Source organism: [Clostridium] celerecrescens 18A (assembly GCF_002797975.1).
Classification (GTDB): domain Bacteria; phylum Bacillota; class Clostridia; order Lachnospirales; family Lachnospiraceae; genus Lacrimispora; species Lacrimispora celerecrescens.
In genome coordinates this window covers 574,080-589,418 of the sequence record NZ_PGET01000001.1, presented here as the reverse complement: position 1 = coordinate 589,418, position 15,339 = coordinate 574,080, and the positions used below count along the sequence as shown (strand labels likewise).

Annotated in this window: 18 protein-coding genes; 12 read left to right on the top strand and 6 right to left on the bottom strand. The window is 44.5% G+C overall.

The window, feature by feature from the left end; translation table 11 throughout:
* The first annotated feature begins 5 nt into the window (after positions 1 to 5).
* From H171_RS02780 to H171_RS02725, 12 genes are read left to right on the top strand one after another with little or no spacing between them, the layout of a single operon-like run.
* Complete coding sequence (locus tag H171_RS02780) at positions 6 to 1,736, top strand: motility associated factor glycosyltransferase family protein (RefSeq protein WP_100303785.1); 1,731 nt, start codon at positions 6 to 8, stop codon at positions 1,734 to 1,736.
* Positions 1,737 to 1,756: 20 nt separating this feature from the next.
* Positions 1,757 to 2,005 carry a hypothetical protein gene (locus tag H171_RS02775; RefSeq protein WP_100303784.1) on the top strand — a complete coding sequence of 83 codons (249 nt, stop codon included), beginning with the start codon at positions 1,757 to 1,759 and terminating at the stop codon, positions 2,003 to 2,005.
* Positions 1,962 to 2,264, top strand: a complete 303-nt coding sequence (locus H171_RS02770; RefSeq protein ID WP_100303783.1) for a carboxypeptidase-like regulatory domain-containing protein — start codon at positions 1,962 to 1,964, stop codon at positions 2,262 to 2,264. The genes H171_RS02775 and H171_RS02770 overlap by 44 nt, the downstream gene beginning before the upstream one ends.
* Before the next feature lie 20 nt (positions 2,265 to 2,284).
* Positions 2,285 to 2,584, top strand: a complete 300-nt coding sequence (locus H171_RS02765; protein WP_100303782.1) for a hypothetical protein — start codon at positions 2,285 to 2,287, stop codon at positions 2,582 to 2,584.
* Between the two features lie 13 nt (positions 2,585 to 2,597).
* Entirely contained in the window at positions 2,598 to 2,861 is a 264-nt protein-coding gene (locus tag H171_RS02760) for a hypothetical protein (protein ID WP_100303781.1), read from the top strand.
* Positions 2,862 to 2,871: 10 nt separating this feature from the next.
* Positions 2,872 to 3,852 carry an NAD-dependent 4,6-dehydratase LegB gene (locus tag H171_RS02755; RefSeq protein WP_100303780.1) on the top strand — a complete coding sequence of 327 codons (981 nt, stop codon included), beginning with the start codon at positions 2,872 to 2,874 and terminating at the stop codon, positions 3,850 to 3,852.
* Between the two features lie 27 nt (positions 3,853 to 3,879).
* The gene (locus tag H171_RS02750; RefSeq protein WP_100303779.1) at positions 3,880 to 5,028 is read left to right on the top strand and encodes a LegC family aminotransferase; all 1,149 of its coding nucleotides are present in this window, start codon (positions 3,880 to 3,882) and stop codon (positions 5,026 to 5,028) included.
* A 21-nt stretch (positions 5,029 to 5,049) separates the two neighbouring features.
* On the top strand, positions 5,050 to 6,096 hold the full coding sequence (locus H171_RS02745) for a nucleotidyltransferase family protein (RefSeq protein ID WP_100303778.1): 1,047 nt from the start codon (positions 5,050 to 5,052) through the stop codon (positions 6,094 to 6,096).
* Positions 6,093 to 6,740: an acetyltransferase gene (locus H171_RS02740; RefSeq protein ID WP_100303777.1), complete on the top strand. Its 648-nt coding sequence runs from the start codon at positions 6,093 to 6,095 to the stop codon at positions 6,738 to 6,740. The genes H171_RS02745 and H171_RS02740 overlap by 4 nt, the downstream gene beginning before the upstream one ends.
* Positions 6,733 to 7,728, top strand: coding sequence for an N-acetylneuraminate synthase (gene neuB / locus H171_RS02735; RefSeq protein ID WP_100303776.1), 996 nt, complete (start codon positions 6,733 to 6,735; stop codon positions 7,726 to 7,728). The genes H171_RS02740 and neuB overlap by 8 nt, the downstream gene beginning before the upstream one ends.
* Positions 7,725 to 8,888, top strand: coding sequence for a UDP-N-acetylglucosamine 2-epimerase (gene neuC, locus H171_RS02730; protein ID WP_100303775.1), 1,164 nt, complete (start codon positions 7,725 to 7,727; stop codon positions 8,886 to 8,888). Before neuB ends, neuC begins: the two co-directional genes overlap by 4 nt.
* Positions 8,888 to 9,601 (top strand): acylneuraminate cytidylyltransferase family protein, encoded by a 714-nt coding sequence (locus tag H171_RS02725; protein ID WP_100303774.1) that lies wholly within the window; start codon positions 8,888 to 8,890, stop codon positions 9,599 to 9,601. Before neuC ends, H171_RS02725 begins: the two co-directional genes overlap by 1 nt.
* An 11-nt stretch (positions 9,602 to 9,612) precedes the next feature.
* Here H171_RS02725 and H171_RS02720 read toward each other — a convergent pair whose 3' ends face one another.
* The 6 genes from H171_RS02720 to H171_RS02690 are packed head-to-tail and all read right to left on the bottom strand — an operon-like array spanning position 9,613 to position 15,334.
* Positions 9,613 to 10,755 carry a M20/M25/M40 family metallo-hydrolase gene (locus H171_RS02720; protein ID WP_242976840.1) on the bottom strand — a complete coding sequence of 381 codons (1,143 nt, stop codon included), beginning with the start codon at positions 10,753 to 10,755 and terminating at the stop codon, positions 9,613 to 9,615.
* Between the two features lie 34 nt (positions 10,756 to 10,789).
* A complete protein-coding gene (locus H171_RS24400) occupies positions 10,790 to 12,748 on the bottom strand; it encodes a glutathione S-transferase C-terminal domain-containing protein (RefSeq protein WP_207655170.1) in 1,959 nt (652 codons plus the stop codon).
* A 31-nt stretch (positions 12,749 to 12,779) separates the two neighbouring features.
* Positions 12,780 to 13,268: a GNAT family N-acetyltransferase gene (locus tag H171_RS02705; RefSeq protein ID WP_166433585.1), complete on the bottom strand. Its 489-nt coding sequence runs from the start codon at positions 13,266 to 13,268 to the stop codon at positions 12,780 to 12,782.
* Positions 13,261 to 13,713, bottom strand: a complete 453-nt coding sequence (locus H171_RS02700) for a glutathione S-transferase family protein (RefSeq protein ID WP_100303773.1) — start codon at positions 13,711 to 13,713, stop codon at positions 13,261 to 13,263. The genes H171_RS02705 and H171_RS02700 overlap by 8 nt, the downstream gene beginning before the upstream one ends.
* Before the next feature lie 53 nt (positions 13,714 to 13,766).
* Entirely contained in the window at positions 13,767 to 14,531 is a 765-nt protein-coding gene (locus tag H171_RS02695) for an amino acid ABC transporter ATP-binding protein (RefSeq protein ID WP_100303772.1), read from the bottom strand.
* Positions 14,532 to 14,533: 2 nt separating this feature from the next.
* Complete coding sequence (locus H171_RS02690) at positions 14,534 to 15,334, bottom strand: amino acid ABC transporter permease (RefSeq protein WP_100303771.1); 801 nt, start codon at positions 15,332 to 15,334, stop codon at positions 14,534 to 14,536.
* Between the last annotated feature and the right edge of the window lie 5 nt (positions 15,335 to 15,339).

Sequence of the window (15,339 nt, the reverse complement as noted above, 5' to 3'; positions counted from 1 at the left end):
TTATCATGAAAAAATATAAAACAATGGATGGATATCACGTATATCGAATAAAGAAAAATAAGAAATTTTCTTTTCTGGCAGACCAGCTGGATTACAGAAAAGAAATCAATCAATTATTATATACTTTAGAGGATTTGAAATTTGATTCCCTGATATTTTTATTCGGAATAGATACGGGAGAATACCTTGAAGATCTGAAAAAATTACTTTGTTCCAAAAACAGAGTGATCATTTTTGAACCAAACCCTGGGATTTTTAAAAAATTCGATTCCAAATTAGCAGACAATATAAGCCTTGTTCTGTTTGAGGAAAATCAGGTAAAACAAATTTTTGACAATACCATTCATTTTAAAAATATCAATAATATTTACTTTCACGCATTCGGCAACTATTCCAGTGTTTATAAGGAACAATACGACCGATTGATTGAACATCTGGATTGGACCATCATCAACGCGGCTTCCCAGGTGGAGCTTGCAAAACGTTTCAAGAAAATTTTCATTCAGAATATGACTGCAAATATGAAGGTTTTAAATCAGAGCACACCCATTCACCACTACCGGTCTGCCAATCTCAATGTTCCTGCACTTGTGGTATCCGGAGGTCCTTCCCTGGATTCAAACATCAGGGATATGCTCGTTCATAAGGATCAGTTAGACCAGTACTTTATTATTACCGGAAGCAGGACTGCAGAGGCATTAACGAAACATGGGATCCTTCCGGATATGATCGTATCCGTAGATCCGGTTGATGCAAACTTTGATATGATGAAGAACTGTCTGGACTTAGAAGTTCCCCTTGCTTTCTATGAATACAGCAACCGATATCTAGTCGGAAATTATAAGGGAGATAAAATCTTTATTTCCCTCCTGCTCTCTCAAACAGTAAAGGGCTTTGAACATTATCAGAGCGTTTACTGCGGAGGTTCGGTTGCCCACGCCTGTATTGATATTGCAAACATGATGGGCTGCTCTCCCATCATATTATTGGGCCAGGATCTCGCTTATACTTATAATAAACATCATGCAGACAGCGCAGTCTTTGATTATGATAAGAGTATTCCCTATGGGGCCACAACCATTGTAAAGGATGTGTACGGCAATCCGGTCGGGACGACCATCACCCTGGATCATTACAGACGAAGGCTGGAACATTATATTACTATTTATAAAGACCAAAAACGAATCCGTTTTATTAATTGTTCCTATGGTGCGGATATAAAAGGCGCACCCCATAAGGAGCTGTCGGAAGTATTTAAGGAAGAAACTTCCGGAAGGAAAAAAAAGAATTGCATCCCAAACCAGGAGATCCAGATAGACAGCAGGAAGACCATAGATACACTTCTTTGCTTCATTGAAGAATACCGGATAATGGCAGGCCAGGGTCTGGAGTTATGTGAAATCATATGCTCTGAAAACCAGACAAAATCTCTACTCGATATGGAAGAAACGGATATTGACCTGCAGCGTATCTTATATATTCTAAAGATTGTAAATGATTTTGAAAATGCTGCTGACACCAGATATTTGGGAGGATATTTCAGCGAATTCGTTTATGAAATGAAGGAAAGAACGTTTGACATGTCTGCTGCGGATTATGAAAAACTAACCTCTGATCTGCAGCATCAGGCAAGAGCTTTTAAGATATATTTTGAAAAAATGAAAGTAATGCTTGAAGAAGTAAAAGAAACCATTTTGGAAACGGTAACAGAATTCTATGAACCGCATATAGTTTAATAAAAAAAGGGGATAAGGCAATGGAAACGGAAGGCAGGAACAAAGAAATCAATGATATAAAATACAAAGAGGTGGAAGTAAATAAAATGATCATCAATGGGAAGGAACAGACGGGTAACATTATTAATGCTGAGGATACGAAGGATAGACAGGAATTAAATGTGACCGTATATACCCGCAGCATTACGGAACCCCCGGAAAGCGGAGGGAGGCATAACAAGTTATATGAACTGTTTCAAAAAGTCCTCTTTAAGAATAAACGGAGCTAAACTCCAATCCCACCCGGAATATCATTTTGACATCCACTTAGAAAAACAGAAATTCCAGATCATCAATGGAACCGTATACAACGAGAGCCAGAAGCCTTGTGCAGGAGCTGCGGTCCGGATCACCCAGATCGACTGCAGGGATAATACCAGAAGCCTGCTGGGTTATACCTTGACGGACGAGAATGGGTATTATTTATTCTCGATGAAAGCAAAGACCTATATGAAGTATGAATTAGCGGTCTATGCTCCCCTTCTCTGATGCAGAAAGGAGGAAACCCATTGAGTGGTTATACAGAGATCATCTTGTCACCTAAGAATTTAAAGAACCGCAACATTTTAAAGACAACCATTACCATTGAAAAGTCAGATAAGGTTTTATTAACAGGCACTATATATAATTCACGCCGTGAAGCCTTAGAGGGCGCTGTTGTCCGGGTCAGCAAAATTACCGGGGATAACCAGAGGGTGAGCAAAGGCTATGTGATCACCAATGAGTCCGGAGAGTTTGCCATAGCCGTGGAAAAAGACAAATTCGCTTGTTACCAGCTGGATATTTACGAACCACTTTTAACCACTTAGGCGGGGTTGCATTATGGAACAGATTAATCATGAATATCATATGGAAGGTATATTAATAAAAGGAAGGGTCCGTTATGAAGATTCCTGTCCTGTCAAAGGTGCTATTGTTATCTTAGAAAAGCTTGCACCACTATATAACGAAGGAGTACAAGAACAAGAATATGAAGGGACCTATCTTGAACATGGACTGACCAACAATCAGGGAGAATTCTGTTTTTCTATTTCAGATAGAATGAGCAGTTATAAAATAAAGGTTTTCGATAACCATCACAGGTAAGGGAGGAAACATGAAAAAGGTTCTGGTTACTGGAGCAGATGGATTTATAGGCAGTCATTTAACGGAAACACTTGTTGAACGGGGATACGATGTTAGAGCGTTTACTTTTTATAATTCCTTCAATACCTGGGGATGGCTGGATTCTCTTCCTGATGAAATAAAGAAGGAAATAGAGGTACACCCCGGAGATATCCGGGATCCAAACGGCGTAAGGAACGCCATGACAGGGATCGAATCGGTCTTTCATCTGGCCGCTTTAATTGCCATCCCCTTTAGCTATCACTCTCCGGATTCCTACGTGGATACCAATATAAAGGGAACATTAAATGTCCTCCAGGCCGCAAGAAGCCTTGGTACGGATAAGGTACTCATCACCTCTACTTCAGAGGTTTATGGCAGCGCCAAATACGTTCCGATTGATGAATCCCATCCCTTTCAGGGACAATCGCCCTATTCCGCTACGAAGATCGGAGCCGACCGGCTGGCAGAAGCCTTCTATAGAAGCTTTTCCCTTCCGGTATCCATTGTCAGGCCATTTAATACCTATGGCCCCAGGCAGTCTGCAAGAGCTGTTATACCATCCATTATCAGCCAGCTGCTGACTGGGACCAAAGAGATACGCCTTGGCAGTCTGACTCCCACCAGGGATTTTAATTATGTAAAAGATACCGTAAACGGTTTTATTGAAATAGAAAAATCAGAAAAAACCCTAGGCGAGGAAATCAACATTGCAAGCCAAACGGAAATCTCCATCGGCGAACTTGCAGCAGAACTGATCCGCCAGATCAATCCCCAGGCCAGGATCGTCTGCGAGCCAGAACGTATGCGTCCTCAAAAAAGCGAGGTAAACAGGCTTCTTGGATCAAATAAAAAGTTAAAAGAACTTACAGAATGGAACCAGGAATACTCTCTTTCCCTTGGTCTTAAGAAAACCATTGACTGGATGGAGAAAAATCAGGATAAATATAAGGCCGGCATCTATAACCTTTAGAATCAGACCAGGAGCGGAGGAACGAATATGATACCTTTATCGGTTCCCAATCTAGCAGGGAACGAAAAAAAATATATTTTAGATGCCCTTGACAGCGGCTGGATATCGACAGCAGGCTGCTATGTGGCAAGATTTGAGCAGGACATGGCTTCTTATTTAAATGTCCCCGGCGCGGCGGCCGTTCAAAGCGGAACTGCCGCGATCCATTTAGCCATGCTCTTATCCGGTGTGAAACCGGGACAGGAAGTGATCGTCCCAACCCTTACCTTTATTGCCTCAGTCAATCCAGCTGCATACATAGGTGCTGCTCCAGTTTTTATGGATTGTGATGACTCTCTGAATATAGATTGTGACAAGCTTGAGGATTTTTTGAAAAAGGAATGCGTCATGACATCTTCCGGGCTGATTAATAAGAGTACAAACCGGATCATCACGGCAGTTGTTGTCGTCCATATCTTTGGAAACATGGCGGATATGGAACGGCTGAAAGCATTGACTGGGCAATATGGACTCAAACTGATCGAAGATGCTGCAGAAGCATTAGGAACCTGCTACAATCAGGGAACGTACCATGGACAATTTGCAGGGACCATAGGCGATTTCGGAGCCTATTCTTTTAACGGCAATAAGATCATCACCACAGGAGGAGGGGGGCTGCTGACCGCAAAGGATGGCAGGGACTTAGAAAGAGCTAAGTATCTTGCTGCCCAGGCAAAAGACGATCCCTTCCATTATACTCACAATGAAGTGGGCTATAACTACCGCATGACCAACTTACAGGCCGCCCTTGGAGTCGGCCAGCTGGAATGCCTGGAGGATTTTATCCGGATCAAGGAAATCAATTATGAGTACTACGGCAATGCCATAACATCAACGGAAAACTTTGAACTGCTTAAGTTTAACCAGAAGGCGAGAAACAACCGGTGGTTCTATTCCCTGTTCATTAAAAACGATGGATTGGACAGGAATGCAGTCATAAAGCAGCTAAAGGAAAAGGATATTGAAACAAGGCCTATCTGGCAGCTTGCCCATACCCAGAAGATGTATGAGAACTGTCAGGCGTATTATATAGAAAAGGCTCCCTTTTACTGGAACCGGGTCATCAATATTCCCTGCAGTACCAGTCTTTTAAAAAAGGATATGGATCATATCATTCAAGCATTGAACTGCATTTAGCAGTCTGAAAGAGGGATAGGCATGGAAGTTCGTAAATTTATTATTGCACCGGATGTTTCTATTCGGGAGGCAATCAGACAATTGGACCAGACAGCAAGAAAAATCCTTGTTGTTGAAGAAAATAATAAGCTGGCCGGTGTTCTCACAGACGGGGATATCAGGCGGTGGATATTAAAGAATAAGGATATTTCCATGCCCGTACGCCTGATCATGAATACTGCCCCTGTTGTTATAAAAAAAGAGAAAAGCCATCTGGCGCTGGAGATCATGAAAGAAAAACAAATTGAAGGGCTGCCTCTGGTAAATGACAACAATGAGGTCACCGATATCCTGTTTTGGAATGAGCTGAACGATCATAATCCGGGCCGTCAGAAGAAAACCCAGACACCGGTAGTCATCATGGCAGGAGGCAGAGGTTCCCGGCTATATCCCTATACAAAGATCATTCCAAAGCCTCTGATCCCAATCGGAGACACCCCCATTGTAGAACGGATTATGAATCAGATGATGGAGTATGGGTTTTATGAATTCTATCTTACCATAAACTATAAGAAAGAGCTTATAAAAGCTTATTTTAATGATGACCATCATTATCATCTCCATCTGATTGAAGAGGCTGATCCCTTAGGAACAGCCGGATCCTTAAACCTGGTTAAAAAGGAGATCAAGGGGAGTTTTCTTGTAAGCAACTGCGACATTTTAGTAGATGTCAATTATACAAAGCTTCTTTTGTATCACAATACCCATAAAAACAAGATCACGGTTGTCACAGCCATGAAGAGCTATGAGATTCCCTATGGGGTAATTACCTTAGGAGAAAACGGATCCGTTGATGCCTTAAATGAAAAACCCAGATATGAGCTGTTAGTGAGCACCGGACTTTATGTATTAGAGGAGGAAATCTTAAAATACATCCCTCAGAATCAGTATTTTGATATGACAGACTTGATCCGCAGATGTTTAAAAAACGGGGAGCAGGTAGGTGCCTATCCGGTCATGGACAGCGCCTGGCTGGATATGGGGGAATTCAGCGAAATGAAAAAAATGGCCGAGAGAATGAAATTATGAAAGAGGAACTGATTCTGATCGGCGGAGGCGGTCATGCGGAAAGCATCATCGATACCATCAGAGGACTGGAAAAATATAGGATCACCGGCATTCTGGACTGCAGCAAAAAAGCGGGGACAGAGGTCCTTGGCATAAAGATCATAGGTAATGATGAAGATTTAGCCGACTGTTTTAACAGGGGGATCAGAAATGCGGTAATCGCCGTAGGAAGCATGGGAAATCCGGGACCAAGGCGGAGGCTATACGAGAGGTGCAAGAAAATAGGCTATGAATTACCCAATATCCTGGATAAAAGCTCCGTCCTTTCAGAAACTCTTAAAATCGGGGAAGGAAACTTTATCGGAAAGGGAGTTCTCATCAATTCCAATGTTTCCATAGGAAATGGAACGATTATTAATACGGGGGCCATCGTTGAACATGGCTGCAGGATTGATGACTTTGTCCATATTGCACCCGGAAGCGTCTTATGCGGAAATGTCCTGGTCAGGGCCAATTCCCATATTGGAGCCCATTCCACCATCATACAAGGCGTGACCATTGGAAATGACACCGTGATCGGCGCTGGGAGTCTTGTATTGAAAAATATTTCATCAAATAAGCTGGCTTTTGGAAGTCCGGCAAAGGAGGTAGCTTACCATGAGTAACGTTATGATCATCGCCGAAGCAGGGGTAAACCATAACGGCGACTTAAGCATTGCCAAACAGCTGGTGGATGCCGCAAGCGTCATAGGAGCAGATGCCATCAAATTCCAGACCTTTCGGGCAAAGCATCTTGCGGTTCCGGATGCGAGGAAAGCGGACTATCAGATTGAGAATACCGGTCAGACCATGTCACAATACGAAATGTTAAAAAGCCTGGAACTATCCTGGCAGGAATTTGAAGAGCTGTTTCAGTACTGTTCCTTCCGGCGCATTCGGTTCCTGTCTTCTCCTTTTGATGAAGAAAGCCTCCTATTTCTTGACCGGCTTGGGGTCGATCTCATAAAGATTCCTTCCGGAGAGATCACAAATTATAGCTATCTGAAAAAAATAGCTTCGTTAAAGAAGCCAGTCATTCTATCCACGGGAATGTCCACAGAGGAAGAGGTAGGGGAAGCTCTGGAAATTCTAGAGGAAGGCGGACAGGAAATCACACTGCTCCACTGCTCCAGCTCCTATCCAACTCTGATGGAGGATGTGAATCTAAATGCCATGAATGCATTAAAGCTAAAGTTCCACAAGCGGGTGGGGTATTCCGACCATACGCCGGGAATCGAAGTCGCCATTGCCGCTGCAGCCCTTGGCGCCTGTGTCATTGAAAAGCATATGACCCTGGATAAAACCATGCCCGGACCGGATCACAAGGCAAGCCTGGAGCCGGATGAATTCCAACAAATGGTGGGCAGTATCAGAAATATTGAAGCCGCCCTGGGTGACGGGGTCAAAAAGCCTACGCAAGCGGAGCAAAAGAACAGGGATTATGTGAGAAAATACCTGGTGGCTTCCAGGGAAATTAAAAAGGGAGAAACCTTTACCCTTCAAAACCTGTGCGCAAAACGCTGCGCATATGGGATATCTCCCATGAAGATACCCAGCCTGTTGGGAATTGCCGCTCAAAGAGATTATCTGAAAGACGAAAGGATCGACCAATGATCAAATTATGCGTAGTGACCGGAAACCGTGCGGAATACGGCTTATTAAAGCCAGTGCTGGACCGTGTCGGGCTGGATCCGGATTTTAAACTGCAGATTATTGCCACCGGAAGCCATCTGGATACCAGATATGGGCATGGCTGCGAATACATGGAAAATAATGGAATAATGATCGACGAAAAAATAGAAATGAACCTGGCTTCAGACACCTCCCTTGGAATTTGCAAATCCATGGGGCTGGAAATGATCAGCTTATCCGAAGCTTACCAGCGGTTAAAACCGGATATGGTTCTGCTTCTTGGAGACCGGTATGAAATCTTTGCTGCAGCAAGCGCAGCCGTCATCTGTAACATCCCCATTGCCCACATTCACGGCGGGGAAATAACAAGAGGTGCATACGACGACTCCATGAGGCATGCCATCAGTAAGATGAGCTATCTTCATTTCACCAGCACAATGGAATACCGGAAAAGGGTCATTCAGTTAGGGGAAGCTCCTGACAGAGTCTATTGGGTCGGAGCTCTTGGTATTGAGAACATGAAAACCATAAAGCTATTAACCAGGCAGGAATTGGAGGAAAAGCTAAGGATCTCACTGGCCCCTCCCATTGCTCTTGTCACATTTCATCCTGCCACTTTGGATCAGGAGAGCCCTTCGGCTCAATTTAAACCCTTGGCAGATGCGCTTTTGTATTTCCCGGACTTATTTGTCGTCTTTTCAAAAAGCAATTCCGACACCGGCGGGAACCGGATCAACGAAATGATCACTGCTTACGTAAGCAGGAATCCTGACAAATCGGCAGTGTTCCCTTCCCTTGGCACCCAGAATTATTTAAGCCTGATGAACTGCTGCCAGGCTGTGATCGGAAATTCTTCCAGCGGAATCCTGGAAGCGCCTTTTTATAAGGTTCCCTCCGTGAATATCGGAAGCAGGCAGGATGGAAGGATCGCACCTGCCTCTGTCATAAGCTGCGGCTCTTCTGTAAACGAAATCGTGGCTGCAGTCCAGAAAGCCCTGACCTATGACCGGTATAGTGAAGGAGCTCCAAACCCTTACGAAGGCATAGAGACCAGCAAACAGATCGTCTCGATCATTAAGCAGATATTTAAAAAGGGAATTCATCTGGAAAAGCATTTTTATGATGTGGAATGGAGATTGTAATGTATAGAAATAAGACTTTTTTGGCGATCATACCTGCCCGGAGCGGTTCAAAAGGGATCATCGATAAAAACATCCGGGAAATCAACCACAAGCCCCTCTTGGCTTATACGGTGGAAGCCTGTAAGCGTTCCGGAATATTCGATGATATCGTGGTTTCTACTGACTCTGTAAATTATGCGGAAATCGCAGAGCGGTTCGGGGCCAGCGTGCCCTTTCTGCGCCCAAAGGAGCTGGCTGCGGATCAGGCTTCCTCCAATGACGTCATACTGCATGTCATCAATGAGCTGCGGCAGCTTGGAAAATTGTTTGATTGCTTCATGCTTTTACAGCCCACCTCTCCTCTTAGAAACGAAATGCACATGATGAAAAGCGCTGATATCCTGTTAGAAAATGATGCCGATTCTGTCGTCAGTATCTGCAAGTCAGAATCCCACTCCTATTTAACCGTTGAGCTTACAGAGGAAGGAAGGGTGAAAGCCTTATTTTCGGATAAAAAACAGGTCAGAAGACAGGATATGCCGCCGGAATACAGAATTAACGGGGCTATTTACCTGGCTCTGACCAGTTATTTTATGAAGCATAAAAGCTTTTATGAGGGCAAAACCCTACCCTATTTGATGAACGCCTTTGACTCTATTGACATTGATGATGATTTCCAGTTAAAAATAGCGGAATTACTTCTCATTGACAAAAACTTGTCAAAACTGTTCTAACAGGAATCCCGTCAATTGCCTTCCGTAATCAATCCCAGGGCCAGGAGGGCACTTTTTTCAAGCGCATCTTCCGTTGTAAATTCATTAGGCGTATGGACTTCATTCATTCCGCAGGCCACCACGATCCCCCGGATCCCGCCCTTAACAAAATGGTTATTGTCACTGCCGCCCAGAGTATACTGGGTGGAGCCTTTTAAGCCAAGGGACCGGCAGACGCGCTTGAACCGTTCTACCACTTCTTCACTGTCACTTATTTCATAGGCTTCAATCTGCTTTTCCACAGAGATCTCCAGACCTCCGCCATATCCAGCCGCATTGCCTTCAAAGATCTCCTTCAGCCTGTTCCATTCAGCCAGAGCCTTATGATCCTTTAAGCTACGGATCTCTCCTAATACAATGCATTCATCGGAAACAATGTTGGTCTGCTTTCCACCGCTTATTTTCCCAATGTTTACGGTTGTTTCATCGTCTACCCAGCCCTGCTTTAACTGGGAAATGGCATGGGCTGCGATTTCAATGGCGTTGATCCCCAGCTGGGGGCAAAAGCCTGCATGGGCATTTTTGCCCTTCACCATGATTGCAAAGGAAAGAAGGGTGGGTGCTGCGGTTGCAGCCAGGCCGATCTCCCCGCTTAAATCAAATACATAAGCCTGTTTTGACTTTATTTGGGAATAATCAATTAGCTGGCTTCCTTTTCCATAGTTCTCTTCAGCTACCGGGAACAGGACCTCAATATCTCCATGAGGGAGGTTGTTTTCCTTAACCACACGGACTGCCTCCAATATAGCGGCGATTCCGGAAAGGTCGTCAGCTCCAAGCACCGTATCCCCTTCTGAGGTAATTTTCCCCTTTTCATCCTGGACCGCGCGTTTCCCCTTGCCAGGCTTTACCGTATCCATATGGGCCGACAGTAAAATGGGGGCAGAACCTGTGGTACCCTTTAAATAGCCGTAAAGATTTCCAGTGGGAGCGGCGCTTCCATATTCCGGCAGCTTCTCTTTCAACCGGTGACCGGCATCATCTTCCCGCACCTCAAATCCAAGCTGTTTTAATTCGCCTGTTAAATAGTCCGCGATTTCCCTTTCCTGATAGGTTTCGGAATCGAATTCCACCATTTTTATAAATTGGCTGACCAGCCTGCTTCTTTGAATCATATCGCCACCTGCTCTTTTTCTTTAAATTCATATTTTAATTATCATATCTTTTAAACTTTTCTTCCGGCGTTTTGCTTAATTCCTTCCGGTTATGAGGAGCAGACCAGATACCCTCGTAATCAATCTGATTTACAAAACGGGAATTAAAATCCTGAAAAAATGACTTGTTTTCTGACTGGGGCGCCGCAATATCCTTAAAATACGTATTGTTCCTGAATGCAGGAATTTCATATAAATCCCTGCAATATCCCCAGATGTTTTCGAAATCAACGATTCTGTGCTTAATGGGGCCCAAATTCTTGTAATAATGGCTATCAAACCTTGCCAGGGTCACAAAAAGCCGCACATCGCTGTCAGTCACATAATCTCCAAATATAAATCGGGTTTTGGAAAGGCGCTCTTCGATAAGGTCCAGTGCATGATAAAAGTCTTCAAATGCCTCTTCATAAGCGGTGATGGACTGCGCGAACATCATCCGGTAAGTCCCGTTATTTACATTAGGGAAAAGCCAGTCATTGTAATCATCGATCTCTCTTCTCAGTTCCTCCGGGTACAGATCCGGTGCATCCGGGCTTTGAAATGGTCGGAACGCTGTTTCGAAATAGTTGGTAAGCCTGTGGTAATCATTATTTACTACCTTTTCTGTAGTAACATCAACCAGGGCCGGTACGGTACAGCGTCCTTCATAATCCGGATCCGCGTTATAGTAAAGCTCACTTAAATACTGAACGCCGAGGACCGGGTCTTTTCTGTCCTCATTATACACGAATTCCCAGCCATATGCACGATTTTCTTTGCTGTGGCCAACCAAATTGATACCGATTGCCTCCTGAAGTCCTAATAGCTCCCGTACAATGGAAGCCCGGTTGGACCAATGGCAGCCTTTTGCCCAAAACAGCCGGTACCGGCCGCTTTCTGCCTTCAAATCTTTTTCACCATCTCCAAAGGGAGTTGTAAAACGGTTAGGCTGACGGATAAATGCTCCTCTTTCATCAATTTCCTTCTCTATTTCCTTTGGGCGTACCTTTTGCCCGATGAGTTCAAAATTGATTTTATCCCTGCCATGAGGTGTTTTCCAGATGGAAAGGTCCGGTCCCTTAGGAACGATACCATATGGGTTCGTGGAAACAGCACATAAATGATAGTGTTTTTTGATAGCCTCTAAATCCGTCGTATCACCAAATCCCGGCTGTTTATATAGATCCCTTGCATATCCCCATAGATTAGGATAATCAGAAATCAGGCTGCGGTTTAATAAAAAGCCATTATAGTAGGCCACATCAAAGCGGGCCAGAGTTACATACAATCGGATATCGGATTCCGTAATCTTATCTCCAAACAGGTAACGGCTGTGACCTAGGCGTTCTTCCAGCCAGTCAAGACGGTTGAAGACAAGATGATATGCCTCGTCATAAGCTTCCTGACTTCTGGCAAAACCTGCTTTGTAGACTCCGTTGTTAATTTCATGAAAAAGAATATTATTTAATATATCAATCTCTTCTCTTAATTCCACCGGGTATAAATCCGGTGCTCCTGCCTTATGGTATATCTTCCACTCTACCTCCCAGTATCTGGTCAGGTTAAAGTAATCGTTATTTACGACTTTTCCTGTTTTCAAATCCACGACTGCAGGCACGGTAAACCTTCCCTTAAATCCGGGATCTGCTTTTAAATAGGCTTCACTTAAATAACGGATCTTTAATACCGGATCTTCCTCATATTCATCCAGTGTAAATGCCCAATCGGTCCGCCCTACATCAGGTCTGACAGGATCCAGGGTGCCCAGGCTGATTGCATCCTGAAGCCCAAGCAGGCTCCTTACAATGACGGAGCGGTGAGCCCATGGACAGGCAGGGGACCAGAACAGGCGGTATCTGCCTGCTTCTACAGGCAGCTGCCCTTTTTCTGTTCCAAATGGTGTTGTAAACTGGTTTTTCTGCCGTTTGAATTTCCCGTCTTTTTCAATTTCATCCTTTATAAATTTCTTTGACATTGTAATTATCTCATCCTTTTTTTAAACCTGCCTATTGTTTCATATCGTCTCTGCCGTATTCATCAACAAAGCGGTATTTTTCCGGAAGCAGGAATCCTTCCTTTTTCATCCAGTTTAAGGAATCTTCTGAACCCCGGAATATGCTCATGGCTGTTTTATTCCTGCGAAATCCCATTTTTTCGTATAAGGCGACCGTCCTGGGATGGGTGTAAAGGATGACATTCTGGCCCTTTACCTGATCAAGCAGCAATTCAATCAGTTTTCTGCCGATTCCGTATCCCTGATATTCCTCATCAAGAGCAATATTATAGATAGCTGCCTGGCAGACGCCATCGGATAAGGCTCTTCCAACACCCACGATCCTCTCTTCATCATAGACAAACACCACGGCATAGCTGTTTTTAAAGATGGTCTCCTGATCTTTGGCAGACCGGTCTGACAGTCCGGAACGCCGCAGCACATCGGCAACCTCCTGCCAGTGAATCCCTTCTGTTGTTATCTTGTACGTAATGTCATTCATGGGAGTCCTCCTGTAACTTACGGAGTTCAGCCGGATAAAGCTCCGGTGCACCTTCCTTATGATATGGCTTCCAGAAAGTTTCAAAATAGACCGGGATCCAGAAGTGGTCATTATTCACACCTTTTCCTGTGGTTGTATCTGCCAGAATGGGAACGGTGGGACGCTCCTTGTAATCCCCGTCAGGAGTATCCCTGTCATAAATTTCTTTTAAATAGTGGATTCCCAAAACAGGATCCTTCTCATCCGGATCCTCTGTAAATACCCAGCCGTGCACATGAGAGCAGGCCGGCATCCAAAGCAGACGGTACCGGCCGGCTTCCACCGGCCACTCCCCTTCTTCCCTTCCAAATTTCTTTTTGAAAAAATTATCCTGGACCTTGATTTTTCCGTCAGCCTGAATCTGATGACGAAATGTGTTCTCAAATACCTCGATTCCTTCTGCCATATCATTCCCCCTGTCAAGCGGATATTTGCGATCCGCTTTGCTGCTTGCTTCGGTTAGATCGTATAATCAGCGCTTTCCAACATGTGAATCTTTACTAAAAACTCCTTTAACCGCTGGTTTTTCGGATTATCAAAGATCTCTTTCGGTGTTCCGTCAGCTACAATTTTTCCGTTTTCCAGGAAAATGATCCGATTGGCCACGTTTTTTACAAAATTCATCTCATGGGTGACAAGGAGTATGGTATTGCCCTCCTGGGCCGCCTTTTTTATGGTAATCAGAACTTCACTCACCAGCTCCGGGTCCAGAGCCGAGGTCGGTTCATCCATGAGAAGCAGTTTCGGGTCCATGGCCAGCGCCCTTGCGATGGCCACTCTTTGCTGCTGCCCTCCGGATAAATGCCTGGGATAATGGGACAAACGGTCCCCCATCCCCACCTTCTGCAAGTGCTTTTCTGCAATGCTTCTGGCCTCGCTTTTCTTTAACTTTTTTACAACCATCAGCCCTTCCATTACATTCTCCAGGGCGGTCCGGTTCTTAAAAAGATTAAACTGCTGGAATACCATTTCCGTATTCTTCCGCAGCTCCAGTTTTTCCCTGGCTGATTTAGTAGTAAGATCGATTTCCTGATCGTTTATCTTGATGGTTCCCTTTTCCGGTTTTTCAAGCAGATTGATGGAACGAAGCAGAGTGGACTTACCGGTGCCCGATGGTCCGATGATGGCGACCACATCACCTTCGTGAATAACCAGATCAATGTTATCCAGCACCACATTCTTGCCAAATTTTTTACTTAATCCACGAATTTCAATGACGCTCACACTTATTCCTCCTTTCCCTGTTCCTGTCCATGCTTTTTGGACAGGGCCCACCCCGTTTTACCGGGTGTAAAGATATGTCCGCAGGACACTTCTGCCGAAACCGTTTCCGGAACGCTCATCTTTTTTTCTAAATATACAAACAGCCGTTCAATAAAAATCGTCATAACCCAGTAGATGATTGCCAGAGAACAATATGCTTCAAAATACCGGTAGCTGTTTCCAGCAAGAATCTTGCCCTGAGCCGTTATCTCGACGACCGAGCAGGTAAATGCAAGCGAGGTCCCTTTTACCAGGCTTATGAGGGAGTTTCCCAGGGAGGGGAGGGCTACTGTCACTGCCTGGGGAAACAATACCCTGCGAAATATCTGGAACCCGTTCATTCCAAGGGCCTTGGCTGCCTCAACCTGCCCCTTTTCCACGGACTGTATGGCTGCCCGTATGGTTTCTGAATCAAAAGCGGATTGATTAAGCCCCAGGGCCACGATCGCAAAAATAATTGACGGGATTCCATTTACGTTATATGAAGTTCCATTGTAAAAGTTATAGTATTTCAATGCGATAGGAATTCCAAAATACGTAAGATATAGCTGGACGATAATCGGGGTTCCCCGTACGACCGAAACAAATAAAGTACATAGTTGCCGCAGGATCGGGACATTGTGGATTTTCACCACAGCAATCAAAAGCCCTATCACCCAACCAATTATCAGGGCAACTCCAGTCAGCTGCAGTGTTACAGGCAAGTATTTCAGCAATGCAGGAATTTCCGTGAACACCAGCTGCCAGTCAAATATTTTGCTCATCTTGT

Bases quoted from the DNA above. Each gene is read 5' to 3' on its own strand.
- H171_RS02780 (WP_100303785.1), top strand. From the start codon at position 6: ATGAAAAAATATAAAACAATGGATGGATATCACGTATATCGAATAAAG.
- H171_RS02700 (WP_100303773.1), bottom strand. From the start codon at position 13,713: ATGGCAGAAGGAATCGAGGTATTTGAGAACACATTTCGTCATCAGATT.
- H171_RS02775 (WP_100303784.1), top strand. From the start codon at position 1,757: ATGGAAACGGAAGGCAGGAACAAAGAAATCAATGATATAAAATACAAA.
- H171_RS24400 (WP_207655170.1), bottom strand. From the start codon at position 12,748: ATGTCAAAGAAATTTATAAAGGATGAAATTGAAAAAGACGGGAAATTC.
- H171_RS02725 (WP_100303774.1), top strand. From the start codon at position 8,888: ATGTATAGAAATAAGACTTTTTTGGCGATCATACCTGCCCGGAGCGGT.
- neuB (WP_100303776.1), top strand. From the start codon at position 6,733: ATGAGTAACGTTATGATCATCGCCGAAGCAGGGGTAAACCATAACGGC.
- H171_RS02690 (WP_100303771.1), bottom strand. From the start codon at position 15,334: ATGAGCAAAATATTTGACTGGCAGCTGGTGTTCACGGAAATTCCTGCA.
- H171_RS02720 (WP_242976840.1), bottom strand. From the start codon at position 10,755: ATGATTCAAAGAAGCAGGCTGGTCAGCCAATTTATAAAAATGGTGGAA.
- H171_RS02770 (WP_100303783.1), top strand. From the start codon at position 1,962: ATGAACTGTTTCAAAAAGTCCTCTTTAAGAATAAACGGAGCTAAACTC.
- H171_RS02760 (WP_100303781.1), top strand. From the start codon at position 2,598: ATGGAACAGATTAATCATGAATATCATATGGAAGGTATATTAATAAAA.
- H171_RS02750 (WP_100303779.1), top strand. From the start codon at position 3,880: ATGATACCTTTATCGGTTCCCAATCTAGCAGGGAACGAAAAAAAATAT.
- H171_RS02745 (WP_100303778.1), top strand. From the start codon at position 5,050: ATGGAAGTTCGTAAATTTATTATTGCACCGGATGTTTCTATTCGGGAG.
- H171_RS02755 (WP_100303780.1), top strand. From the start codon at position 2,872: ATGAAAAAGGTTCTGGTTACTGGAGCAGATGGATTTATAGGCAGTCAT.
- neuC (WP_100303775.1), top strand. From the start codon at position 7,725: ATGATCAAATTATGCGTAGTGACCGGAAACCGTGCGGAATACGGCTTA.
- H171_RS02740 (WP_100303777.1), top strand. From the start codon at position 6,093: ATGAAAGAGGAACTGATTCTGATCGGCGGAGGCGGTCATGCGGAAAGC.
- H171_RS02705 (WP_166433585.1), bottom strand. From the start codon at position 13,268: ATGAATGACATTACGTACAAGATAACAACAGAAGGGATTCACTGGCAG.